Below are 25,115 nucleotides of genomic sequence, written 5' to 3' on the forward strand. Positions count from 1 at the left end.
ATGTCAACAGCGCCAGCGCGTAATCCTTCGCATCTTCAGCTGATAACAGCGCCATTACGGTATCTGAACCAGGATTATTGCTCAAGATGGCTTTGATAATATCTGCGCTTTCCGGCAGGTCACCTTTCACCATCTGCGCCAGTCCGGCCTGCACCTGCTCAGGTGGTAGATTATTGTCCTGTGCGTATTTCACATAGGACTGAACCGACTGGCCGTAGTCCGCCATCCCTTTCCCGAAGTCATTAGGACTCAGTGCATTATTTTCACTCGAATTCTTCCCAGCCGCAGCCCCGGTCGCCGCACCCGCAGTATCTCCACCCGCAAGCCCGCCTGCGATACCTGCTGAGATGCTCGCCAGCGAACTGATAGTTTGCTTCTGATCTTCCGTCAGTTCTGACATTTTCACACCCGGGTAATAAATTCCCGCGATGGCTCTGGCAATCAACTCACCCGATGCAGCTCCTGCCGCCCCAGCCGCTGCGCTGTTCCCCTGAATGGCTGCAACCGCACCACCGAGAATGGCATGAGCGATAGCGTTAACGGCTGCATTATCTTCCGTAGGTTTCTTCAGCAAGTGTGCCAGCTCCGGTGCCGAAGCCCCTGCCAGTGCGCCAGCAATATTCCCACCCGCCAGGCCCTGAAGTGCTGCCGTTGCTGCCTGGATACCGCGCTGAATGTCGCTGCCGGTGCCGTACTTCTGCATTTCATCTTTGTAGGCCTGCGAGTTACGAAGACCAGCCAGATAATCCTGCCGCTCTTTTTCTGTAGCATTGGCGGGCAACACAGTCTTCGACTCACTCTGAGCTTTCTTCAGCGCATTCAGCTCGCCCTGCGTCCGGGCAATATCCGCCACCTGGCCGCCAATATCGCTGATCATCCCAATTTCCTTCAGGCGGTTCTGCTCTTTCTCCTTGTCGAAGATCGGGCTGATGCTGTCGTTGGCATGCTCGGTGTCGCGGCTCAGGTTCGCCACGTCCTGCTTCTGATTGTCCTTGTCGCGGATGGTGATGGTGCCATTAGCCACAGCCGCCTGCGTGGTGCCTTCCGCATGACCGCTGTTGCCCGCCACCGAAATCATTCCACCCGGCATGTTGCCCTTGAACTGGTCGCCGAAGCTGCCCGCACCGCTGATGCTGATGCCGGTGTGCTGGGTTTTGAAATCCGCTTCGTTATGGATATCCGTGAAGCCCAGCGTGCCGGTATCGAGGCTGTTTTTATCCGCCGTGGCCGTGGAAGCAATGACTGCGCCATCAAGCTGGGTGTGGTTGCCGACGGTGATATCGAAACCGCCATCCCCGGCGAACATTCCGGTTTGTTCGGCAACGGAGTCGAAACGGCTCTTCATCTTGTCCTGGGAGGCAGAGATGTAGCCGGAGCCCGTCATACTGCCGAAGGTGAAGCTGCCGCCCGCCGCCACGCTGGTCTGCTTACTGTCGTATTTGTTGGTGTCCTGCTGGCTGCTCATCAGCAGGTCATGACCCACATCGGCGACAATTTTATTGCCGTTGACCTGCGCCCCATTGAGCACGGTGTCGTTCCCGCTCTTGATGGTGACGGTTTTGCCGCTGTCTATCGTGGTTTCAGTCCAGTCGGTGCCGTTGCCTTTGTCTTTGCCTTTTGCCGCGTTGACGTTGGCAAACACGCTGATACCTGCGCTGCCACCGCCCGCACCAATACTCACGCCGATACCGCCGCCGCTGCTGCTGTTCTTGCCGCTGGTCTGCTGGGTGTTGGCGGCCCCGCTGAGAATGACGTCGTTCTTCGCGTCCAGCAGCGTGTCGCCGCCCGCTTTCAGCTGGCTTCCGGCAATCACGATATCGCCGCTGTTCGGGCCTTTGCCTTTTCCGTTCGCAGTGATGGAAAGGTTGTTGCCCGCATTCAGGGTGCTGCCCGCCACCGCATCGCTTTCGGCATGCTGCTGCGATTTGGATTTCTGCGTGGTCAGCGAGAGGCTGACGCCCATCGCGTTCGGGTCGGCCGTGGTGTTAGCCATGTCCGCCGCCTGCCCGGCCTGTATGCCGGACAGCACCGTTTTGGTCGCCTGCAATGCCTTCAGGCGCCCGTCGCTCTCCTCTTTGGTGTCCTGTGCCGACGTGACGGCATTGTTAATCGCGCTGCCGACGGTGCCCGAAAGCGCCAGCGTCAGCCCGCTTTTCTTCTGCTCGAAGGTTTCATCGCGGGTGCGCTTGTCGTGGCCCGGGTCGATAATGACGCTGCTGCCGCTGAGGCTCATGTCCTTCCCGGCAATCAGGTCTGCGCCGCCAATATGCGCCTGGTTACCCGCGGCGATAACCACGTCACCGCCCGTAGAGCCGACGGTGCTGAAGCTCTGGCTTTGCGTGGTGCCCGCTTCACGCAGGTCATGGGTGGATTTGCTGCTGCCGACGGTGATGCCGATACCGCCGGTGCCCATCAGGCCGCTCTTTTTCTCTTCCTTAAAGCGCCAGGAGGAATCGGTGTTGGTGGCCGCCACGATATCGACGTTGTTGCCCGCGCCCAGCGCCACGGTGTTATCGCCCACCACGGAGGAGCCTTTCACCAGCAGGTTGTTGCCCGCCTGCACGGTAACGTTATCGCCGGAAAGCAGGGTGCCTGCTTCACGGGTCGCGCTGTCTTCTTCAATGGTGTGGGTCGTTTTCTTGCTGAGGAACCCTTTCTTGGTCTTCGTCTCTTCCTTGTAGTGATAGTTGCTTTCCGTCGCCGTGGTCAGGTTCACGTCACGGCCTGCCGCCACGCCGATATCGCCGCTGGCGGTCACCTGTGCCGCTTCGCTGTTCACGTCACGCCCGGCGATAATCGTGGTGTTGCCGCCGCTAGCAATTTCGGTGCCCTGCTGGCGCACGGATTCGTCGATAATGGTTTTCTTTTTCGAGTGTGAGCTGCTGCCGGTCACGGACTCTTCCGCCAGCAGATTCACATCACGTCCGGCCTGGATGCCGACATTCCCTTCCGCCGCGATGCCTGCCGCCTGGCTGGTAATGTCCCGCCCGGCGACCAGCGTCACGTTGTCGCCTGCTGAAACGGTGGTTCTGTCTGCGCTGCTCTGATGGCTTTCACTGCCGCCCGTGCGGCTGGTCTGTCCGTTGCCCGCGGCATTCAGGTTCAGGTCATTGCCTGCCACCAGCTGCGTGGTTTTGCCTGCGTCAATGGCGCTCGCCGTCACGTTCAGGTCGTTGCCCGCCTGCATCACCGCGTTGCCGCCCGCCGTGATGCTGCTGCCCTGATTTGAGGTGGACGATGAACCGGTGTCTTTTTGGCCCCGGAAGCCGGAGTGGCTGCTGCTGTCGGTAATCTGATTGGCGGCGATATTGATGTTATTGCCTGCGCCCATCGCGAGGTCGCCGCCTGCCGCAACTTTCGCCCCGGTGATGTTGATGTCGTTTGCCGCCGCCATGTATAGACCATCGCTGGCGCTGATAGAGGCGGTTTGCCCGACGTCGGTGCCGCTGACGTGGACGTTTCCACGACGGCTGTCGTCGCCCACGCTCCACTGCTGCGTCTGGGTGATGTTGTTGATGCTGCCGCCCGTGCTTTCCAGCTGGACGGTTTTGCCGCTGATGGACGAGCCAATGTTGTTGATATCGCCCAGCGCGCTCAGGTCAAGCGCGCCGCCCGCCTTGATAAGCCCTGCATTGAGGTTGCTGAGGCTGTTGCTGCTGTCGATGGCAAGCCCGTTCAGCGCCAGCAACGAGCTGCCGCTGTTGGTGACGTTGCCGCCCGCCAGCTGCACGTTGTTGCCGCCGATCACGCTGCCGCTCTGCACCGTCACATCTTTTGGCGACAGATACAGTTTCGGCACCATCACGGTCTGGCCGTTAATGGTCGCGGTTTCATACCACAGAATGCTGTGGTCGAGCGCCGCCACCTGGTCCGCCGTCAGCGCCACGCCAAACTTCAGGCCGAGCGAACTCTGCGCGTCGGCGGCGTTGTCCATCAGGTAGCGCATCTGGTCGAGATCGGAGCCGAGGCCGTTGATGTAGCGCGTTCCGGTCTGGTTCAGCACGGTGTTCGACACATAGCGGGTATCAAACGCCGCATCGCCGAGGAAGCGGTAGTCTTTCTCCGGGTTCAGGCTGAGGCGGTCCAGCATATACGACGAGCCGAGGAACTGATTCATGTCGGTGTACTGGCTGCCCGTCTCGCGCGGGGCCGCGCCCGGGTTCATGCCCAGCAGCTTATACAGATCGCCAAACAGCGACGGATCGAGTTGGCCGAGGCCATCGAGTTTTGGGTTAACGGTGATTAGATACGGGCTGTCCGGATCGGTCGACGGCACAAAATAGCCGTTGTTGCCGGAAGGCAGGGGATAGTTACCATCCATGCCGCCTGGAGCCAGCCCCGTGCCGCCGCCGATAGCCTGGCTGGCGGTGGTGTCTTTCCAGTCCGGACTGGTGATGGCCTGGGTTCCGGCATCCGCCAGCGCCTGCTGGCTCGCACCGCCACCGATGTTCTGCGCCGACGGCGCATTCAGGCTCGGGGCAACGATGGTGTTGCTGATTTTGCCCGCGCTGGCAGTGGTATTGGTGTTGCTAATATCGCTAGTGAAGGTAGCTTTAACAGTGCCGCCAGCCTGGATAACCGAGCGGTAGATATCGCCAAGTTCAGTTTCGGTGGTTTTGCCATCCAGCACGAAACGGATTTTGTCCGAATCAGGGTTAGGCAGCATCACTCCCCCGACTTCTTCAACATTTGCAGTGATGATGCCATTTGGATCGGCATAGCCGATCGGCCCCTGATAGACATATTTCCAGTATTCCGAGGACGTTGAGTTCTGCCAGGACTGGTTTGAAAGGGTCGTGCCGGTGAGCGATACATCACCATTAGCGAGAATTAAGCTGGCATTGTTATCCAGCTGCCCTGCGGCGATTGAAAGATTTTTCCCTGATCGAATGCCTGCCACGCCGCCATCAGCCGAAACGGTGGTCACCGTCTGGCTGATGGCATATTTCTGTTCTGTTGAGTCGGCGTGCATGCCGTAGGCCGTAGAGCCCTCGTTCAACCTGCAGTGAGTGTTTGCGACGCCAGTGCAGTTATAGGATGGGTAGCGACTGACGTATTTCCCGTAGGTACCGTCCTCCAGCTGAGAAATCGCGATATCAATCGTGGCGTTACCCAGGCCGGAGATTGTCGACGGGTTGTTAATCGTCTGGTTGGATGTCGTCAACCCATCCCGCGTATTCAGCAAATGCCCGGTCTTAATGGTGATATCGCCGTTCGTCGTTTCGATATTCCCCGACGTATTGATCACCTCGGCGTTCGCCGCGCCGCTGGCGTTTTTCTGCATCACCAGGTTGTTGCCCGCCAGCATGTCGCCGCGCAGGTTCTGGATGCTGTTGGCGAACAGCGAGAGGTTGTTGCCCGCGTAGAGCAGCGCGGTGTTAACGATTGAGGCTCCGGCCGTCAGCGCCAGGCTGCCCGCGGTGCCGGTAAAGCCGTCGAGAGTGATGTTGCCCTGGCTTGTCAGGCTGACGTCACCGCCCGCCTGCAGGCTGCCGCTGGCGTTCATCGCAATCTGGCTGCCGCTGAGTGCAGTAGTGCCGCTGCCAGCGGTCAGCTGACCGTTGTTGATGAGCTTGCCTGCGGCGCTCAGCGTGATGCCGTTGCCCTGCAGGGTACTGCCGTTGGTGATGTCGCCCTGGCTGCTGATGGCGAGCTGTTTGTTGGCGGCAATAACACCCTGGGTGGTGAAGCTATTGGTGAGCTTCAGCGTCAGGTTGCCGAGCGCCACCAGCTGGCCTGCGCCGCTGAGCGAGACCATTTCGGCGAGCATGTCGCCGCCGCTGAACACCTTCCCGCCCGCGTTATTGAGGCTGTTCCCTTTGAGCGTCAGCCCCTGATTGCCGAGCAGCGTGCCGCTGTTGGTTACGTTTTGTGCGTTCACGGCCAGCTGTGCGGCCTGGAAAGTGCCGCCGTTGTTGAACGTGCTGCCGGTGAGCGTGGTCTGGTTCGCCGCCATCACGGTGCCGCTGCTGGCAAGCTTCGCCACGTTCAGCACCAGGTTGGTGGCCTGCAGCCAGCCGCTGCCGAGATAGTCTGGCGTGGTGAACGTCAGGTCACCGCCGGAGAGAATTTTGCCGCCGTTGCGGGCCTGCGTTGCCGCGCTGAGCGTGGTTTTGCCGTTGCCCTGGATGGTGCCGTCGTTGGTCAACACAGGCGCGGTCAGGCTCAACGCGTTCTGGCTGAGCAGCACGCCGCTGGCCTGGTTGGTCAGGGCATTCAGCAGGGTGAGCGTAAGATCGCTGTCGCCCTGCACGCGCCCGCTGTTGGTGAGCGAGCTGGCGTTGAGTTGGGTGTTAGCGCCCTGCATCTGCCCGCTGTTGCTGATGTCTTTGGCTTTGATGTTCAACGCGCCGCCGGTCAGCATTTTGCCCTGCTGTTGCAGGTTGCCATTGAGGGTTACGTTCAGGCTGTTAACGCCGCTGATTTCGCCGCCGTTGCTGAGCGAATCACCCTTCACATCCAGCGTTTTCGCACTGATTAATCCCTGGTTACTCAGCGCTTTCCCTGAAAGTTGGGCATCGCCGAGCGCGGTGATTTTGCTGCCGGTGGCGGCAATCACGTCGCCGCTCAGGGTCAGGGCTAAATCCAGCGCGCTCTGAATCGCACCGCTGTTGTTCAGGCTGCTGCCGTCTAAGGTGATGTTCTGGCCCTGGAGCCGTCCGCTGTTGGTCACGCCTCCCGCGCTCAGCGTCAGTGATTTCTGGCTCAGCAGGTCGCCACTGTTGGTGAGCGCGCCTGTGCTGTTCAACGTCAGGCCGTTCAGGCCAATCATCGTGCCTTTGTTGTCGATGCTGTTCTGTTGCAACCAAAGCGTGTCGCCTTGCAGCGTGCCGTCGCTGGTGAAGGTGGTGCCAGTGAGCGCCAGCTCGCCTGCCGAAAGCATGCTGCCGTGGTTGGTCAGCGTCGGCGCGTTCAGGCCGAAGCGGCCCTGGCTCATCAGCTCACCGTTATTGAGCAGCGAGCTGCCGAGCGTGGCGTCGAAATTGCCAGTGGCCAGCACGGAGCCGCCATTGGTCCAGCTGTCTGCCTGAGTGGTCAGGTTCTGGCCCTGAGTGGTGCCTGCGGTATTCAGCGTTTTCGCATTGAGGGCGAGATCGCCCGCCGTCAGCCAGCGTCCGTTAGCGCCCTGCGAGAGCGAGTCACCCGCCAGCGTCAGCGCTTCTGTTCCCTGCAACAATCCATCACTGTTGAGCGTGGTCGCTTTGACGTGCAACATATTCGCGGTGATTTTGCCGGGGTTGCTCAGCGTGTTGGCATTCAGCTCCAGGCCGTTGTCGCTGGTGATAAGCCCGCCGTTGTGGATGTCCGGGATCGCCAGCGTCAGATTCGCGGCGCTGTAGAGGGTGCCGTTCTGTTGGTTATCGAGCTTTTGTGTGTCGATCAGCAGGGCGCTGTCGCCCTGCATCAGCCCGCTGTTAGTCAGCGTTTTTGATTGCGTGTTGAGGGAAGAAGCCACCAGCACGCCGCTGTTGGTCAGCTCCGGCGCGTTGAGGCTGAGCGATGCGGCGCTGCTTTTACCGCTGTGACTGAGCTTCTCGCGGGCGTTAACCGTCATCGCCTTCTGTGCCGCCTGCGTGCCTGCCAGCGTCGCTTCCCGCGCGGTGAGGCTGAGAGTGTTGCCGCTCTGAAGCTTGCTGTCGCCGCTGTGCTCAGCTTGTCAGCCTGAATCTGAAGATCGCCACCCGCGCTGGTTTCCCCATCCAGCGTCGCCGTGGTGGTATTCAGCGCCATAGCGGCGTCGCTGTGGGTCACGGAGTTTTTGCCGGAGGTCAGCGTCTGCGCATTCACCGTCAGCCCTTTGCCGCCGGAAAGCGTGCCGTTCTGCGCCACGTCCTGTGCCTTTAGCGTGAGCGCATCATCGCTCACCAGCGAGCCGCTGTTGGTCAGCTTCCCGCTGGCGGTGATGTCCGCTTTGCCCTTCGCGCCCGTGCTGCCGCTTTGGGTGAAGTCTTTGGCATTGACGGCCAGGCTGCCGCCGCTCAGCAGTGAACCGCTGTTGTTGAGCGTTGTACTGCCGAGCGTGACGGAACCACCCTGCACGGAGCCACTGTTGTTCAGCGTGTTGGCATTCAGCTTAGCGCTGTTCTTCGCCAGCAGTTTGCCGTCTTGCGTCAGGGTTGTGGCGCTCACCGTCAGGTTCTGCCCGGCGGTCATCTGCCCTTGTGTGGTCAGTTTATCGCTGGCTTTTGCCGCGATATCCCGCGCGGCGTTGATCTGGCTGGCAGCATCCTGGCTGATGTTTTTCGCGGTAAGCGTCGCATCACGTCCGGCGGTCAGCTTTTCATTCGCATGCGAAATTTTGCCGTTGGCGTTCAGCACCACATCGCCGTCGCTGTTCAGCGAGCCGTTGCTCAGCGTCATGTCGCCCTGGCTGTTGAGCGTCAGGTTGCCGCTGGCTTTGTGATCGCCGGTCAGGGCGATGCTTTCCCCTTTCGCGGAAAGCGCTCCGCTGGCGAGGCTGTTATGGACGACGAGTTTGCCGTTCGCATCCAGGGTAATGTCCCCCTGGCGGGCGTTCAGGTCGCCGAGGTTCACCCCGACGCCTTTTTCGCTGGAGACCAGTCGGATGCGGTTGGCGTACATCCCGCCGAGCGCGCCGGTATCGACCGCAACTGATGGTGCGGCCCCTTCGCCCTGCTGCGCCGTTACGCTGCCATCCGCACCGACGCGGTTGGCCCCGGCGATAACCTTCAGGTCTTTGGCGTGAATGGCAGCATTCACTTCGGTTGCGCGGGAAATGATCGACAGCGCGTCGCTGTTGCTGGCATCAATCCCTTGCCCCTCAATGGTGATGCTGCCTTTTTTCACGTCCAGCGCCTGCAAATTGCCGCTGGCGTCAAAGACGGGTTTGCCCGTCGTCAGCGTGGCCTGCGGGGTGTTGATAAACCCGCAGCCGTTACAGGTGATGCCGTAGGGGTTCGCCACCATCACGTTCGCCGCTTTGCCCGCCACTTCGGTGTAACCCTGCAGCTGTGAGCGGTTGCCGCCGGTCACTTCGTTAATGATGCCCTTCGCTTCCTGGCCCGCCTTCAGGCTGGCGTTGCCGTTAATCAGCCCGCCGAGCTGAGTCTGGTTCAGCTTGCCGGTGGCGTTGTTGAGGATCAGCCCCTCTTTGCCGACGTTGTAGTCTTTGAACTGGTTATGCGAAATCCCCGCCCCGTTCGGCGTGGCAATGTTCACGACCGGCACGCCGTTGGCGGCTTTGTCCATGCCGGTTTTACCCTGCGGGGTAACCACTGCCGCAACGGCAGGCAGCATGGGTTGCCCGGCGATCAGGGCGCTGACCAGGTAGCTAAGCAGACGGTAAGTTAAGCGAACGGGAGGCTGATGCATGGTGATAGTCCTTTAAAACGCGACGGCAACGCGGTAGTAAATGCTGACGTGATCCGGGCCGAGCCAGTCCGGATAAACCAGAGGTAGCCCAACGGTAAACGAGCTGGAAACATGACCGTTGGCGGTGCTGAGCCCGGCGGCGGTGCCCCAAAGGGTGCCCGCGGAATAGGGATCCAGGCGGTCGGAGTGCAGCCAGCCGCCGTCCAGGGCCGCCAGCGCGCTGACCTGACCAATCAGCGGCAGAGTGAACAACGTGTAGTTGAGCTCGTTGCGCCAGTAGGCGCCGTTGTCGCCGGAGAGGCTTTGTTCTTTAAACCCGCGCACCGAGCTTTCACCGCCGAGGGTCATGCGCTCGCTGCCGTAGAGGCGGTCCGGCGTCCACTGGCCGTAGGCGCTCGCCAGCCACCACAGGTTTTCCGCCACCGGGCGCTGGAAGCTGGCGTTGAGGCTCCATTTGCGGAACTGCGCTTTTGGCAGCTCGCCGTTTTTATTGCCGTCACTTTCCGCATCAAACCACGGCATGCCGCGGCTGAAGGTCGGGTTAAAGGTTGCCACGCCGCCGAGCATTTTCTGGGTGTGGTTGAGGCCAAACAGCAGGCTGGTGAGTTTGCGGCTGCTGCTTTGCAGCAGAACGTCGTCGAGATAGTTACGGTTGATGCGGTGGCTAAGGCCAACGGAGACGCCCGTTTTGATATCGCCGTTGCGGAACAGCACATGCGAGAGATTGACGCGGTGCGTTTCGGTATCGCCGCTTGAGCGCCAGAGATAACCGTTGTTATCGATCGTGCTGAGATAGTTGTTCCAGCTGTAGCTGTAGTCCAGCAGGCTGTATCCGTAGGGCACGCTGACGCCTGCGGCAAAGTTCTGTGCATCTTTTGAATGTGAAAACGCGCTGCTGCGCCCGCCGCTGACAAACCAGCTGTCGGCGAGGCCAAGCAGGTTGTTGCCGGTCAGCCCGCTGTTGATTTGCCCGACGCCGGTGCTCTTTTGCCCACTGTTGTCGAAGCTGACTGATGCCGAAAGCGGGAACTCCGGGGTGGCAGTAAGATTCACCACGGACCAGCCCTGTTTCTCGCCTGGCAATATTTCAATCTGGACCGGCGTGGTACGCGTACGGTTAATTTGCTCCATGCCTTGTTCTATATCGCGCAGATTAAGAATTTTCCCGCGCAATCCCGGAAATACCATATTCAGCTCACGTCCGGGCGCCCCTTCCATGCGAATATTCTCAAGCTTGCCTTCGAGAATCGCTAAATGTAATTCCCCGGAGCGTAAATCCTGCTCGGTCAGAAAAGCGCGGCTGGTGATATATCCTCTGCTGATGTACCAGTCGGAAACGTTATTAGTGAGTTCGTTAATACGCGCCATATCCAGGCACTGCCCCTGCCAGGGCTGCACAATTTTTTGCCGCTGGCGTTCGTCGATAAGCGTCGCCCCATCCAGCAGAATATGATTGATGATAAAGCAGGGGCCGGAAGGCGAAGCAGTCTGAGGGGGCGCTGCCGGGCGGGCCAGGGGCGTAGCGCGCTCCAGCGATTCTCGCTGCTGCTGGTTCTGTCGCAATAATTGCTGTTGCTGTTGCTCAATACTGTTTCTGTCGGCAGGTGACAGAGGAGCTGCAAAAACGGGCTGGCTGATGGCCAATAAGGCTCCCAGCAGGCGAAGCGCTTTCATCCTGAATCCTGTTATTTATTTTATTATGCGGTTTTTGTTTTTTTACAATTCTGGCGTATTTCAACACATTTAGACAAGCCTGGGAACAGCCTTCTCTGATTTAAATAAGCACTCACTCAGCCTGTTACGCGATCGTTTTAAGATTTTTAGAATGAGTATTTGGAATAAGAGAATAAAAAGCCCCGGACGGACAAAACAATCCGTCAGAAAAAATCAAAAAAGAGAGATTAAAGGACCTGCAGGCAGGAAGGATATATTTTTCAGCGCGTCAGTTATTAATAAACCAAGGTTATAATAACCAGTAAATACATTCACGGTAAAAATGTTCGGAGTCCAGTTTACTCCCTCTCCCGGTGAGAGAGGGAAGTCTCGGCCTACGCTTTTGGCGGCTCTGTGCGGGCAAAGCTGTCGCGCTGGAACAGGGTTTCCACCAGCTTCACCAGATGCGGGCGAGTAGCGCACCAGCCCGGTGAAACATGGCGGAAATTGAGGTAGCCCACCGCGCAGGCAGTCGCTATGGTTGCCAGGTTTAGTTCATCGGCCTTGAGAGTGCCGTCGGCTGCAAAAGCCTCCAGCGCATCCAGACCACGGCTGATTTTCTCGCGCTGGCGCAGGAGTTCATCGGGGGATTGCTGCGCGGCCGGGCGCGCCTGCTCTCGCACGGACACCAGCCCGGCATCCATGATGCCGTCGGCCAGCGACTCCAGCTGGCGCATATGCAGCGCGGCTTTGGCATCCTGCGGCACCATCGCCGGGGCGATATCCAGCTGCTCAATGTATTGCGCAATAATCGGCGAATCGTACCAGCATTCACCGTCGTCGGTGACCAGCGCAGGCACTTTGCCAAGTGGGTTGTACTGCGCCACGCCGTTTTCAGCGTTGTAAGGCATCTCATTGATAAACTCGAAGGCGATCCCTTTCTCCATCAGAATCACCGAAATCTTGCGCACAAACGGGCTGGTATAGCTGCCAATCAGTTTCATCGCCTGCTCCCTCATCTTTCGCAAAAGTATGAGTATGGCGCAGGCGACTTAAAAATTCAGGTTAATGATCGAGGTAGAGATAGTGCATCCAGCTGGTCATGCGCAGCAGCACCTTACGCATGATAGAGAGGTGGTGGAAGTGATCGGAATAGACCGCCACCTGCGCGAAGATGCCATCCGGCAGCGCATCCACCTGCTCATTCGGCTGAAGCTCAATAACCGCCAGCACGCCGTCTGTGCCCGGCTGGATAGTGAGCGACTGTAGCTGGCCCTGGGCCTGATAGGTGCCGCCAGGCACCACCGGTAAAATGCTTGTCAGCTTGCCTGAGAACACTTCGCCAGGCAGCGCGCTGAACACCACCTCCGCCTCATCGCCTGCCGTCAGACGCAGGAGTGAATTCTGGCGGAACTGGGCGATGATTTGCCGTTTCTGTTCAGGGATAAACACCATCACTGGCCGCAGGGGCAGCGCGGCGGCGTAGGTGCCAGGGCGGATCAGCACCTGCGTCACATACCCATTACTCGGAGCCCGAATAACGGTCTGGTCGAGGTTGTAATTGGCTTCCGCCAGCTGCGCCCGAAGGCTGGCAATTTGCGACTGCTCGCCGTTTTGCATGCTGTCGAGCTGGCTCTGCACCTGCGCCTGATCGGCCACCGATGCCCTGACCTGCGCATCCTGCGCCAGATAGTTCTGCCGGGCATTGTCGATATCGCTTTCAGAGAAAGGGTTCACTTTCGCCCGGCTGCCCTGAAGATAACGCTGATAGTCTTTGTACAGCCTGTCGCGCTCGGCAGAGACGCGGCTGGTATTGGCGATGGCTTCCTGGAGTTGCGCCTTCATCACGTCAACGTTATGCGTGGTGGTCACCAGGTCAGCCTTCAGTCGGTCAACGCGAGCCTGGTAGCGGGTCGGGTCTATCTTAAACAGCACCTCGCCTTTCTTAATTAGCCTGTTCTGTTTGTCAGTCACTTCACTGACAACCCCCGTCACCTGCGGCGTCAGAGGGATGGAAATCACGGCTTTTTGCGCCGTAAAGGTATAGGGATGGTTGTAGTTCATCCCGAGGATCAGCGCGCCCACCAGAAACACGCCGCCTAGCGCGGCCGTTGGCACGCTCCACTTATTGACGGGGATACGGAAGATCTTAAACACCGCCCACGCCAGCGCGACGTAGGTCAAAATGATGAGCAAATCCATAGTCGGCCTCCGCGGCGGGTGCTACTGCTTGTTCTCTTGCTCAAGGGCCTCAAGAGCTGCCACACGCCGCTTCAAATCGGCCAGCGTGTCGTTTTGCGCCTGCTGCATCCCCCAGCCTCGTTCGGGCTGGTAGAGCGTGGCCCAGATCCACAGAAACGGCCAGATGACGTGCAGCGTGAACAGGCTGACCCAGCCCGCAACGTGAATGGCATCGGCATGCGGATGATTACGGGATTTCGCAATGAGGTAGGGAATATCATGGAGGATGATGATCCCGTAGAAGATAATCAAAAAGACGAAGATCAGTACGCCCAGCGCAAAGTAGTTAAGAAACATAGCTGCCTCTTATTACGCTCATCAGGATAGGGAAGTTGCCTTCAGGTGGGAACCGCTTCGCCCACTGTCACTCAAGCATAATCAGGCTTTGCTATTCTTGCTATGACAGCGTCGGTTATTTATTCGTCGCTTTGTCATTCAGTTACAGCGACACCAGGCTTAGGGCAAAGCGCGCGCTGGATCACATCCGCTGACAAGGGGTGAAAAATTTCTTGTGATAAACATCACACATCAGGAACAAATCAGACACCGCAAAATGTGATTAACATCACATTAACAGCCCGCTCAGGGTGATTTTTTGCGCTTAGTACTTTTTTTACACAGCAATTATGTGACACAGATCACTTCAATTACGGCTTACCACCCTATATTAGCGTGACACAGATCACACCAAGGGGCGCTGACTGGACAGTTTATCGATTCAGTGCCAGATTTCGCATCATCAACAGGGTCCGGCTTACTCTGCCGCCAATTAACAAGAAACCTCGGGCTAACTTCCCGCGCGTCAGCAAACACATAAGAAGGGGTGTTGTTATGTCATCCGATTTCAAGATCAAGGTGCAAAGCTTTGGTCGCTTCCTCAGCAACATGGTGATGCCAAACATCGGCGCGTTTATCGCGTGGGGTATCATTACCGCATTATTTATTCCAACAGGATGGATGCCAAACGAAACGCTGGCGAAGCTTGTTGGCCCAATGATCACTTATCTGCTGCCGCTGCTTATCGGTTATACCGGTGGTCGTCTGGTTGGCGGTGACCGCGGTGGCGTGGTCGGTGCGATTACCACCATGGGCGTTATCGTCGGCGCGGATATGCCGATGTTCCTCGGCGCGATGATCGCCGGTCCTCTGGGCGGCTGGGCGATTAAACGCTTCGACGTCTGGGTAGACGGTAAGATCAAGTCCGGTTTCGAAATGCTGGTGAACAACTTCTCCGCCGGTATCATCGGGATGATCCTCGCCATTCTGGCGTTCCTCGGCATTGGCCCTGCGGTTGAAGTGCTGTCGAAGCTGCTGGCTGCGGGCGTTAACTTCATGGTTGTCCATGACATGCTGCCGCTGGCGTCTATCTTTGTTGAACCGGCGAAAATCCTGTTCCTCAACAACGCCATCAACCACGGTATCTTCTCACCGCTGGGTATTCAGCAGTCCCATGAAATCGGTAAGTCTATCTTCTTCCTGATTGAAGCCAACCCGGGTCCGGGCATGGGCGTCCTGCTGGCGTACATGTTCTTCGGTCGCGGCAGTGCGAAGCAGTCTGCGGGCGGGGCGGCTATCATCCACTTCCTGGGCGGTATCCACGAAATTTACTTCCCGTACGTGCTGATGAACCCACGTCTGATCCTGGCCGTAATCCTCGGCGGTATGACTGGCGTGTTCACCCTGACTATCCTCAACGGCGGCCTGGTTTCTCCGGCATCCCCGGGTTCTATCCTGGCGGTACTGGCAATGACGCCAAAAGGTGCGTACTTCGCTAACATCGCGGCTATCGTGGCAGCAATGGCAGTCTCCTTCGTTGTATCGGCTATCCTGCTGAAAACCAGCAAAGTGAAAGAAGAAGACGACATCGAAGCGGCAACCCGTCGTATGCATGACATGAAAGCGGAATCCAAAGGCGCAGCCACTCCGCTGACCGCGGGTGACGTAACCAACGACCTGAGCCACGTGCGTAAAATCATCGTTGCCTGCGACGCCGGTATGGGTTCCAGCGCAATGGGTGCAGGCGTGCTGCGTAAGAAAGTGGCGGATGCGGGTCTCAGCAACATCTCCGTGACCAACAGCGCAATTAACAACCTGCCGCCGGACGTAGACCTGGTCATTACTCACCGCGATCTGACCGAACGTGCAATGCGCCAGGTGCCACAGGCCCAGCACATTTCGCTGACCAACTTCCTCGACAGCGGTCTCTACACCAGCCTGACCGAGCGTCTGGTGGCGGCGCAGCGTCACGAAGATAACGAAGTCAAAGTGCGTGAAACCCTGCAGGGCAGCTTCGAGCAGGACGACAGCCACCTGTTCAAACTGGGTGCGGAAAACATCTTCCTCGGCTGTAAAGCCTTCAGCAAAGAAGAAGCGATTCGCTTTGCCGGTGAGCAGTTGGTGAAAGGTGGCTACGTTGAGCCTGAGTACGTGGAAGCAATGCTGGAGCGTGAAAAACTGACCCCGACTTACCTGGGTGAGTCCATCGCGGTTCCGCACGGCACCATCGAAGCGAAAGACCGTGTGCTGAAAACCGGCGTGGTATTCTGCCAGTACCCGGATGGCGTGAAGTTTGGCGATGAGCCGGACGACATTGCCCGCCTGGTGATTGGTATCGCCGCCCGTAACAACGAGCACATCCACGTTATCACCAGCCTGACCAACGCGCTGGATGACGAATCCGTTATCGAGCGTCTGGCCACCACCAACAGCGTGGCTGAAGTGCTGGCCCTGATTTCGGGTAACAAAGCAGCCTAAGTTCTCCCCCTCTCCCGAAAGGGAGAGGGTTCCGGTGAGGGGAACCACGCGCAGTCCCTCACCCGAGCCCTCTCGGGTAAAAACATTGATGAAGGTTAAGATTATGAAAGCATTACATTTTGGCGCAGGTAATATCGGACGTGGCTTTATCGGCAAACTGCTGGCTGATGCCGGCATTACGCTGACGTTCGCCGATGTGAACCAGGTGGTGCTGGATGCCCTGAATGCACGTCATAGCTATCAGGTGCATGTGGTGGGTGAAAACGAGCAGGTGGAAACCGTCTCCGGCGTGAACGCGGTCAGCAGCATCGGCGACGATGTGGTTGATTTGATTGCCCAGGTGGATCTGGTGACCACCGCCGTGGGCCCTGTGGTTCTTGAGCGCATCGCTCCGGCGATTGCCAAAGGCCTGGCAAAGCGCAAAGCCGCAGGCAACAACGCGCCGCTGAATATCATCGCCTGTGAAAACATGGTGCGCGGCACCACGCAGCTGAAAGGCCACGTTGAAGCCGCACTGGCAGCAGAAGATAAAGCCTGGGTCGCTGAACACGTGGGCTTCGTCGATTCCGCCGTGGACCGCATCGTGCCACCGTCAGAATCCGCCACCAACGATCCGCTGGAAGTGACCGTGGAAACCTTCAGCGAGTGGATTGTCGACAAAACCCAGTTCAAAGGCGCCCTGCCGAATATTCCTGGAATGGAATTAACTGATAACCTGATGGCATTTGTGGAACGCAAGCTCTTCACCCTGAACACCGGGCATGCTATAACCGCCTACCTCGGTAAGCAGGCAGGTCATCAGACCATTCGCGATGCCATTCTCGATGAAAAAATCCGTGCGGTCGTCAAAGGCGCAATGGACGAGAGCGGCGCGGTGCTGATTAAGCGTTACGGTTTTGATGCCGATAAACACGCCGCCTACATCCAGAAAATCCTCGGTCGCTTTGAGAACCCGTATCTGAAAGATGACGTTGAGCGCGTGGGCCGTCAGCCGCTGCGTAAGCTGAGCGCGGGCGACAGACTGATTAAGCCGCTGCTCGGCACGCTGGAATACGGCCTGCCGCACGGCAACCTGGTGAAAGGCATTGCCAGCGCGATGCACTATCGCAGCGAGCAGGATCCACAGGCGCAGGAGCTGGCCGCGCTTATCGACGAGAAAGGCCCACAGGCCGCCCTGGCGCAGGTCTCCGGACTGGATGCCAACAGCGACGTGGTCGCTCAGGCAGTTGCGGCCTATAAAGCGAGCGCATGATGCAGGACCCGGTGCTGCTCTTAGAGCAGCACCTCAACAAAAGATTGTCAGATATGCAGGCCATAATGGAACAAACGCAAGCCTTTGAAAACCGTGTGCTTGAGCGTCTGAATGCTGGCAAAACCGTACGAAGCTTCCTGATCGCCGCCGTCGAGCTGTTAACCGAGGCGGTAAACATGCTGGTGCTTCAGGTCTTCCGCAAAGACGATTACGCGGTGAAATACGCAGTGGAACCGTTGCTGGACGGCGAAGGTCCGCTGGGCGATCTGTCGGTACGCCTGAAGCTTATCTATGGCCTTGGCGTGATAAGCCGTGCGGAATACGAAGACGCTGAACTGCTGATGGCCCTGCGCGAAGAGCTAAATCACGACGGCAGTGAATACGCCTTCACCGACGACGAAATCCTCGGCCCGTTTGGCGAACTGCACTGCGTGAGCGCCCTGCCACCGCAGCCTGTGTTTGACACCAGCGACGCCGAATTCTATGCCATGCAAAAGCAGCGCTATCAGCAGATGGTGCGCTCGACGATGGTGCTTTCCCTCACAGAGCTGATTTCACGGATCAGCCTGAAAAAAGCCTTTCAGAAGTAACTCGCTCAGCTCTCGCTTTCGCTCTCTTCCTGCTCGCACATGGGTTTATACAGGTTCCTGTAATAGTCCAGTCGTTCACGAAACAGTGCCGCTTTTTCCTCCGGAATTTGTTCAGGGATTCGGTTAATGCGCGGGGATTTTTTCAGGTACTCCATAAACGCCTGGCTGGAGGCCATAAAATCCACCGCTTTATCGACAATCCTCGGTACGTTCTCGCCCATCTTAGCCATCTCACCACCTCCTTTACGGTTGTCTCCTTCAAGCCTGGCCAAACCCTCTCACGACCGTTGGGGAAAATGTGCTTTTTTGTCGGGTTAATCGCCCAAAATGCGATCGCGCAGACACTTTATAAAATAAACATATTTTTCAATATATTATGCATAATGCGTGCGCATTAAACCTCAGCGCAAGCGTGCAAATGACGATAATTAACTATCAGGAACGGCGCTCACCGCGCATACTATTGGGCATTGAACCCCTTTTACTGACTAAAGCCGCAATCATGAAAGAAATCGAAAAGAACGAAATCAAACGCCTGAGCGACCGCCTCGATTTGATCCGCCACCAGCAGCCAACCCTTTCCCTGGTCGACGACGCCGAGAAGTACGCCGAGCTGGAAAAAGAGAAAGAGACGCTGGAAACCGAAATCGCCCGCCTGCGCGAAGTGCATGGCCAGAAGCTGAGCAAAGAAGCGCAGAAGCTGGCCAACCTGCCGTTCCGCCGCGCCATCACCAAGAAAGAGCAGGCGGATATGGGCAAGCTGAAGAAATCCGTTCGTGGCCTCGTGGTGGTTCACCCGATGACCGCCCTGGGCCGTGAAATGGGCCTGACAGAGATGACGGGTTTTGCGAAGACCGAGTTCTGATTTTCGCTGGAGATAAACTCCCCTCACCCCGGCCCTCTCCCCAAAGGGGAGAGGGAGAAATACCTGCCCGACTCAATCCCCGATCCCGTTTTTGTTCCGCGCTCCTTTAAGGAATTTAACACCCTATTCCTCCTGCGCTGAAGGTTTAACGCCGCACCATTCAGTTCCCTCGCCCCTTTGGGGAGAGGGTTAGGGTGAGGGGCACAGATTGCCACCATCAAATTGGCCATACCAATTCCAACCTGATTTGTACCCTCCTTCACAGAACCCACATCTCGCGAAACATACGCATTGCTTAACTGCAACATATGATTAACCATTCGTTGGCATTACCCTCACATCACAATATTGGCAGGACCACTTTTACATAACGTGTGACGCAGAGCTGAACGCAGATTCACCTGCCTCCTCGCGCAGTGGTTCTCTGGAGACCTGCATGAACCTCTGGCAACAAAACTACGACCCTGCGGGCAATATCTGGCTGTCGAGCCTGATTGCTGCGCTGCCGATCATTTTTTTCTTCTACGCGCTGATTAAGCTGAAGCTGAAAGGCTATGTCGCTGCCAGTTACACCGTCGCCATTGCGTTGGTTGTCGCGCTGCTGTTCTACAAAATGCCGGTAGATCGCGCGCTGGCCTCGGTCGTCTATGGCTTCTTCTACGGGTTGTGGCCCATCGCCTGGATAATCATCGCCGCCGTTTTCGTCTACAAAATTTCGGTGAAGACAGGCCAGTTCGACATCATCCGCTCGTCGATCCTGTCGATAACGCCGGACCAGCGTCTGCAAATGCTGATTGTCGGCTTCTCCTTCGGTGCGTTTCTGGAAGGGGCTGCGGGCTTTGGCGCACCTGTCGCCATCACCGCGGCGCTGCTGGTCGGCCTTGGGTTTAACCCGCTGTATGCCGCAGGCCTGTGCCTGATTGTGAACACGGCTCCGGTCGCGTTTGGCGCGATGGGCATTCCGATCCTGGTCGCAGGGCAGGTTACGGGCCTCGACAGCTTTGAAATCGGCCAGATGGTTGGCCGCCAGTTGCCGTTCCTGACCATCATCGTGCTGTTCTGGATCATGGCGATTATGGACGGCTGGCGCGGCGTGAAAGAGACCTGGCCTGCGGTGATGGTGGCGGGCGGATCGTTCGCCATCGCCCAGTACCTCAGCTCCAACTTTATCGGCCCTGAGCTGCCGGACATCATCTCCTCGCTGGTGTCGCTGGTGTGCCTGACGCTGTTCCTCAAGCGCTGGCAGCCAGTGCGCATTTTCCGCTTCGGCGACGTGGGCGCATCTCAGGTCGACATGACGCTGGCGCGCACGAAATACACCGCAGGGCAGATAGTCCGTGCCTGGTCGCCGTTCCTGTTCCTGACCGCCACCGTCACCCTGTGGAGCGTGCCGCCGTTTAAAGCGCTGTTCGCCCCGGGCGGCGCGCTGTACGACTGGGTGATCAACGTCTCCGTGCCGTTCCTCGACAAACTGGTCGCCCGCATGCCGCCGGTCGTTCACGAAGCCACGCCTTATGCGGCGGTGTATAAATTCGACTGGTTCTCCGCCACTGGCACCGCCATTCTGTTCGCCGCCCTGCTCTCCATCGTCTGGCTGCGCATGAAGCCAAAAGACGCTGTCGTCACCTTCGGCCACACGCTGAAAGATTTAGCGCTGCCGATTTACTCCATCGGCATGGTGCTGGCGTTCGCGTTTATCTCTAACTATTCCGGGCTGTCATCCACCCTGGCGCTGGCCCTGTCGCACACCGGCAGCGCCTTCCCGTTCTTCTCGCCGTTCCTCGGCTGGCTTGGCGTGTTCCTGACCGGGTCTGATACCTCATCGAACGCGCTGTTTGCCGCCCTTCAGGCGACGGCCGCCCAGCAGATTGGCGTGTCGGACGTGCTGCTGGTTGCCGCGAATACCACCGGCGGCGTAACCGGGAAAATGATTTCGCCGCAGTCCATCGCCATTGCCTGCGCGGCGGTGGGGCTGGTCGGCAAAGAGTCGGACCTGTTCCGCTTCACGGTCAAACACAGCCTGATTTTCACCTGCATGGTAGGCGTGATTACGACACTTCAGGCCTACGTCTTAACCTGGATGATCCCATGATAGTGACACCCCGGCGCCTGGCAGACGAGGTGGCAACCCGTGTGCGGACGCTGATTGAAGAACAAGGGCTGGAGGCGGGGATGCGGCTCCCCGCCGAGCGCCAGCTCGCCCAACAGCTCGGTGTTTCCCGCAACTCACTGCGGGAAGCGCTGGCGAAACTGGTGAGCGAAGGGCTGCTGGTAAGCCGTCGCGGCGGCGGGACCTTCGTGCGATGGCAGCACGAGCCCTGGTCGGAGCAAAACATCGTTCAGCCGCTGAAAAGCCTGCTCGCCGATGACCCGGACTACAGCTTCGATATTCTCGAAGCCCGCCACGCCATCGAGGCCAGCACCGCCTGGCACGCGGCTTTGCGCGCCACCGAAGCCGATAAAGAGAAAATCCGCCTCTGCTTTGAAGCGACGCTGAGCGATGACCCTGATTTAGCCTCACAGGCCGACGTGCGCTTTCACCTCGCCATCGCCGAAGCCTCGCATAACGTGGTGCTGCTCCAGACCATGCGCGGCTTCTTCGACCTGCTGCAGTCCTCCGTGAAGCAGAGCCGCCAGCGGATGTACCTCGTGCCGCCGGTTTTCGCGAAGCTCACCGAACAGCACCAGGCTGTGCTGGACACCATTCTGGCGGGCGATGCCGAAGGGGCGCGCCAGGCGATGATGGCGCACCTCGGCTTTGTGCACACCACCATTAAACAGTTTGATGAAGACCGGGCCCGCCAGGCGCGGATCACCCGCCTGCCCGGCGACCATAATTCAAGGGAGAACCACTGATGATCATTTCAGCCGCCAGCGACTACCGCGCCGCAGCCCAGCGCATCCTGCCGCCGTTTTTGTTTCACTATATCGACGGCGGGGCGTACAGCGAACATACCCTGCGCCGCAACGTGGCCGACCTTTCTGAGGTGGCGCTGCGCCAGCGCGTGCTGAAGAACATGTCTGAGCTGAGCCTCGAAACGAAGCTGTTCAATGAGACGCTCTCCATGCCGGTGGCGCTCGCGCCGGTCGGGCTGTGCGGCATGTACGCACGTCGTGGTGAAGTGCAGGCGGCAGGGGCTGCGGATGCCAAAGGCATTCCGTTTACGCTCTCCACCGTATCCGTTTGCCCGATTGAAGAAGTCGCACCGACGATTAAGCGCCCGATGTGGTTCCAGCTCTACGTCCTTCGCGATCGCGGTTTTATGCGCAACGCGCTGGAGCGTGCGAAAGCGGCGGGCTGCTCCACGCTGGTGTTCACGGTGGATATGCCCACGCCGGGCGCACGCTATCGCGATGCCCATTCCGGGATGAGCGGCCCGAATGCCGCCCTGCGCCGCTACTGGCAGTCCGTCACGCATCCTCAGTGGGCATGGGATGTCGGCGTGAACGGGCGTCCACACGATTTAGGCAACATATCCACCTATCTCGGTAAGCCGACGGGGCTTGAGGATTATATCGGCTGGCTGGCCAACAACTTCGATCCGTCCATTTCCTGGAAAGACCTCGAATGGATCCGTGAATTCTGGGATGGCCCGATGGTGATCAAAGGGATCCTCGACCCGGAAGATGCACGCGACGCGGTCCGTTTTGGCGCAGACGGCATTGTGGTGTCCAACCACGGCGGCCGCCAGCTGGACGGCGTGCTCTCCTCCGCCCGTGCGCTGCCAGCCATCGCCGATGCGGTAAAAGGGGATATCGCCATCCTCGCCGACAGCGGCATCCGCAACGGTCTCGACGTGGTGCGCATGATTGCCCTGGGCGCAGACAGCGTGCTGCTGGGCCGGGCGTATCTGTACGCGCTGGCAACCCACGGTCGCGCGGGCGTGACCAACCTGCTGAATCTGATTGAAAAAGAGATGAAGGTGGCGATGACGCTCACCGGGGCGAAATCGATCGGGGGAATATCGCGGGACTCGCTGGTGCAGGAGGTGAAGCATCTGGCCTCGGCGCTGGCGACCGTTGCTCGTGGAGATGCTGCGTAACCCCTCTCCGCGCGGGAGAGGGTCAGGGAGAGGGGCTCACCCTTCTCCCCTTCTCCGCATTTAAAGCGTAATCACCAACTCATTGCCCTGGGCCGCAACCACCGCGCCCCACTCGCTGCCGGAGTGAGAGCCACCCTGCACGCCAGCAACCTGCTGCACGTTGCGCAGACACAGCGTCCAGTTCTGCGCTTTGCCTTCACCGGTGACGGTAATCGCATTACCCTGGCGTTTCGCCTTCAGCGTGAAGCAGGTTACGCCGTCAGCCGCAGGCACCTGGCACACTGCGTCACGCCCATCTTCCAGATGGAACAGCTGGAACGCCGTGCCTTCATGCCAGGCGTAGTCTGGCTTCTGCGTGTTGTTGCCGAGTGGGAGCAGCGTGTTGTCGCGCACGTACACCGGCAGACTCAGCGCGTCGTGCTGCTGTTTATGCCAACGATTGCCCGGGATTTCATCGTTGTGCCACAGGTGCGTCCAGCGGCCTTCCGGCAGATAGAACTGCACGTCGCCCGCCTCGGAGAACACCGGCGCGACCAGCACCGAATCACCGAGCATGTACTGACGATCGAGGTAATCGCACGTCGGGTCTTCCGGGAACTCGAGCAGCATTGAGCGCAGCACTGGCGTGCCCGTTTCGTGGGCAACCGCCGCCTGGCGATAGAGATACGGCATCATCCGGCATTTCAGCTCGGTGAAGTGGCGCACCACGTCGCAGGACTCGTCATCGTACGCCCACGGCACGCGGTAGGATTTGCTGCCGTGCAGGCGGCTGTGGCTGGAGAGCAGCCCGAACGCGCACCAGCGTTTATACACGTGCGCCGGGGCCGTATTCTCAAATCCGCCAATGTCGTGGCTCCAGAAACCAAACCCGGACATGCCGATCGACAGCCCGCCGCGCAGGCTTTCCGCCATTGATTCATAGTTGGCGTAGCAGTCGCCGCCCCAGTGCACCGGGAACTGCTGCGCGCCCACGGAGGCCGAACGGGCAAACAGCACCGCCTCCTGCTCGCCGAGGGTCTCTTTCAGCACGTTCCACACCAGTTCGTTGTAGATGAACGCATAATGGTTGTGCATTTTCTGCGGATCGGAGCCGTCGAACCACTGCACATCCGTCGGGATGCGCTCGCCGAAGTCGGTTTTGAAGCAGTCGACGCCAATCTCCACCAGGCCTTTCAGCTTGTCGGCATACCACTGGCACGCTTCCGGGTTGGTGAAGTCGTAAATCGCCAGCCCCGGCTGCCACTTATCCCACTGCCACAGCGAACCGTCCGGGCGTTTCAGCAGATAGCCCTTCTCCTTCAGCTCCTTGAACACCGGCGATTTCTGACCGATGTACGGGTTGATCCACACGCAGACCTTCAGCCCCTTCGCCTTCAGGCGGCGGATCATCCCTTCCGGGTCCGGGAAGGTCACCGGGTCCCATTCGAAGTCGCACCACTGGAAGGCCTTCATCCAGAAGCAGTCGAAGTGGAACACGTGCAGCGGCAGATTGCGCTCGGCCATGCCGTCGATAAAGCTGTTGACCGTCGCTTCGTCGTAATTAGTGGTGAAAGAGGTGGTGAGCCACAGGCCGAACGACCAGGCAGGCGGCAGCGCCGGGCGGCCGGTAAACTGCGTGTAGCGGTTGAGCACGTCCTTCGGCGTCGGGCCGTCGATCACGAAGTACTCGAGGTATTCCCCTTCGACGCTGAACTGCACCTTCGACACCTTCTCGGAGCCGATTTCAAACGACACGCACTCCGGGTGATTGACCAGCACGCCGTAGCCGCGGTTAGTGATATAGAACGGAATGTTTTTGTAGGACTGCTCGGTGCTGGTGCCACCGTCGCGGTTCCAGGTGTCGACGGTCTGCCCGTTGCGCACCAGCGCGGTGAAGCGTTCGCCCAGGCCATACACCGCTTCGCCGACGCCCAAATCCAGGCGCTCAAACATGTAGTTGCGCGACGTGTTGCCGTCCTGCACGTAGCCGTTATTTTTCACCTGGCTGCCGGTGATGCGCACGCCGTTGCGCAGGAAATCCAGCGCCCAGAACTCGCCTTTGGTGACGCGCACGCTCAGGTTGCCGCTTTTCAGTTCGGCAAACTCGGCGGTGTTCTGCATCTCCACTTTTACGTCTTTTTGCACGTTAAGCGGATAGTGCGGGCCGTTATCCAGCGCGCCCTGGAAGTGCTCGATACGCACGCCCACCACGCCTTCCTGCGGGGAGAAAAAGCGCAGGGTAAACAGCGGCGTATCCAGCTGCCAGGTGCGTTCGCGCACGTCGCGCGGCGCGGCGTACACCACCATTTCGTTGCCCTGCTGTTCGACGTCGAACACCTGCAATGGGTGGATAAGGTTCAGGCCCGGCTGGATAAGCCAGTTTCCGTCACTGATTTTCATGCCTT

General features: G+C 58.8%; 13 protein-coding genes and 1 pseudogene. 7 read left to right on the forward strand and 7 right to left on the reverse strand.

Annotation, left to right across the window (positions count from 1 at the left end; genetic code table 11):
• Positions 1 to 247 precede the first annotated feature (247 nt).
• The 5 genes and pseudogenes from CRO87_RS07700 to CRO87_RS07720 all read right to left on the reverse strand — a co-directional run.
• Positions 248 to 9,333 (reverse strand): annotated as a pseudogene (locus tag CRO87_RS07700) (hemagglutinin repeat-containing protein); the annotation flags it as partial.
• A 12-nt stretch (positions 9,334 to 9,345) separates the two neighbouring features.
• A complete protein-coding gene (locus tag CRO87_RS07705) occupies positions 9,346 to 11,007 on the reverse strand; it encodes a ShlB/FhaC/HecB family hemolysin secretion/activation protein (RefSeq protein ID WP_097162353.1) in 1,662 nt (553 codons plus the stop codon).
• 374 nt (positions 11,008 to 11,381) lie between these two features.
• Positions 11,382 to 11,990 (reverse strand): glutathione S-transferase, encoded by a 609-nt coding sequence (locus CRO87_RS07710; RefSeq protein WP_097162354.1) that lies wholly within the window; start codon positions 11,988 to 11,990, stop codon positions 11,382 to 11,384.
• Positions 11,991 to 12,051: 61 nt separating this feature from the next.
• A complete protein-coding gene (locus tag CRO87_RS07715) occupies positions 12,052 to 13,188 on the reverse strand; it encodes an HlyD family secretion protein (protein WP_097162355.1) in 1,137 nt (378 codons plus the stop codon).
• Between the two features lie 21 nt (positions 13,189 to 13,209).
• Positions 13,210 to 13,524, reverse strand: a complete 315-nt coding sequence (locus CRO87_RS07720; RefSeq protein ID WP_097162356.1) for a DUF3302 domain-containing protein — start codon at positions 13,522 to 13,524, stop codon at positions 13,210 to 13,212.
• Positions 13,525 to 14,058: 534 nt separating this feature from the next.
• Here CRO87_RS07720 and CRO87_RS07725 point away from each other — a divergent pair.
• The 3 genes from CRO87_RS07725 (at position 14,059) to mtlR (ending at position 17,823) form a co-directional block, all read left to right on the forward strand.
• Positions 14,059 to 15,981 carry a PTS mannitol transporter subunit IICBA gene (locus CRO87_RS07725; RefSeq protein ID WP_097162357.1) on the forward strand — a complete coding sequence of 641 codons (1,923 nt, stop codon included), beginning with the start codon at positions 14,059 to 14,061 and terminating at the stop codon, positions 15,979 to 15,981.
• 103 nt (positions 15,982 to 16,084) lie between these two features.
• Positions 16,085 to 17,233 (forward strand): mannitol-1-phosphate 5-dehydrogenase, encoded by a 1,149-nt coding sequence (mtlD, locus tag CRO87_RS07730; protein ID WP_097162358.1) that lies wholly within the window; start codon positions 16,085 to 16,087, stop codon positions 17,231 to 17,233.
• Positions 17,233 to 17,823, forward strand: a complete 591-nt coding sequence (gene mtlR / locus CRO87_RS07735; protein ID WP_097162508.1) for a mannitol operon repressor MtlR — start codon at positions 17,233 to 17,235, stop codon at positions 17,821 to 17,823. The genes mtlD and mtlR overlap by 1 nt, the downstream gene beginning before the upstream one ends.
• 5 nt (positions 17,824 to 17,828) lie before the next feature.
• Here the strand turns inward: mtlR and CRO87_RS07740 are convergent, their stop codons facing one another.
• Positions 17,829 to 18,053, reverse strand: coding sequence for a hypothetical protein (locus tag CRO87_RS07740; RefSeq protein WP_097162359.1), 225 nt, complete (start codon positions 18,051 to 18,053; stop codon positions 17,829 to 17,831).
• A gap of 272 nt (positions 18,054 to 18,325) precedes the next feature.
• On the opposite strand from CRO87_RS07740, the gene CRO87_RS07745 reads away from it, so the two are divergent.
• The 4 genes from CRO87_RS07745 to lldD all read left to right on the forward strand — a co-directional run bounded on the left by CRO87_RS07745 (position 18,326) and on the right by lldD (position 22,731).
• Entirely contained in the window at positions 18,326 to 18,688 is a 363-nt protein-coding gene (locus tag CRO87_RS07745) for a YibL family ribosome-associated protein (protein WP_097162509.1), read from the forward strand.
• 436 nt (positions 18,689 to 19,124) lie between these two features.
• Positions 19,125 to 20,780 carry an L-lactate permease gene (gene lldP / locus CRO87_RS07750; protein ID WP_097162360.1) on the forward strand — a complete coding sequence of 552 codons (1,656 nt, stop codon included), beginning with the start codon at positions 19,125 to 19,127 and terminating at the stop codon, positions 20,778 to 20,780.
• A complete protein-coding gene (gene lldR / locus CRO87_RS07755; RefSeq protein ID WP_097162361.1) occupies positions 20,777 to 21,544 on the forward strand; it encodes a transcriptional regulator LldR in 768 nt (255 codons plus the stop codon). Before lldP ends, lldR begins: the two co-directional genes overlap by 4 nt.
• Positions 21,544 to 22,731, forward strand: coding sequence for an FMN-dependent L-lactate dehydrogenase LldD (gene lldD / locus CRO87_RS07760; protein WP_097162362.1), 1,188 nt, complete (start codon positions 21,544 to 21,546; stop codon positions 22,729 to 22,731). Before lldR ends, lldD begins: the two co-directional genes overlap by 1 nt.
• Positions 22,732 to 22,791: 60 nt before the next feature.
• Here lldD and yicI read toward each other — a convergent pair whose 3' ends face one another.
• Positions 22,792 to 25,110, reverse strand: coding sequence for an alpha-xylosidase (yicI, locus tag CRO87_RS07765; protein WP_097162363.1), 2,319 nt, complete (start codon positions 25,108 to 25,110; stop codon positions 22,792 to 22,794).
• Between the last annotated feature and the right edge of the window lie 5 nt (positions 25,111 to 25,115).

The sequence above is a fragment of the Enterobacter sp. CC120223-11 genome (assembly GCF_900215375.1).
Classification (GTDB): Bacteria; Pseudomonadota; Gammaproteobacteria; order Enterobacterales; family Enterobacteriaceae; genus Scandinavium.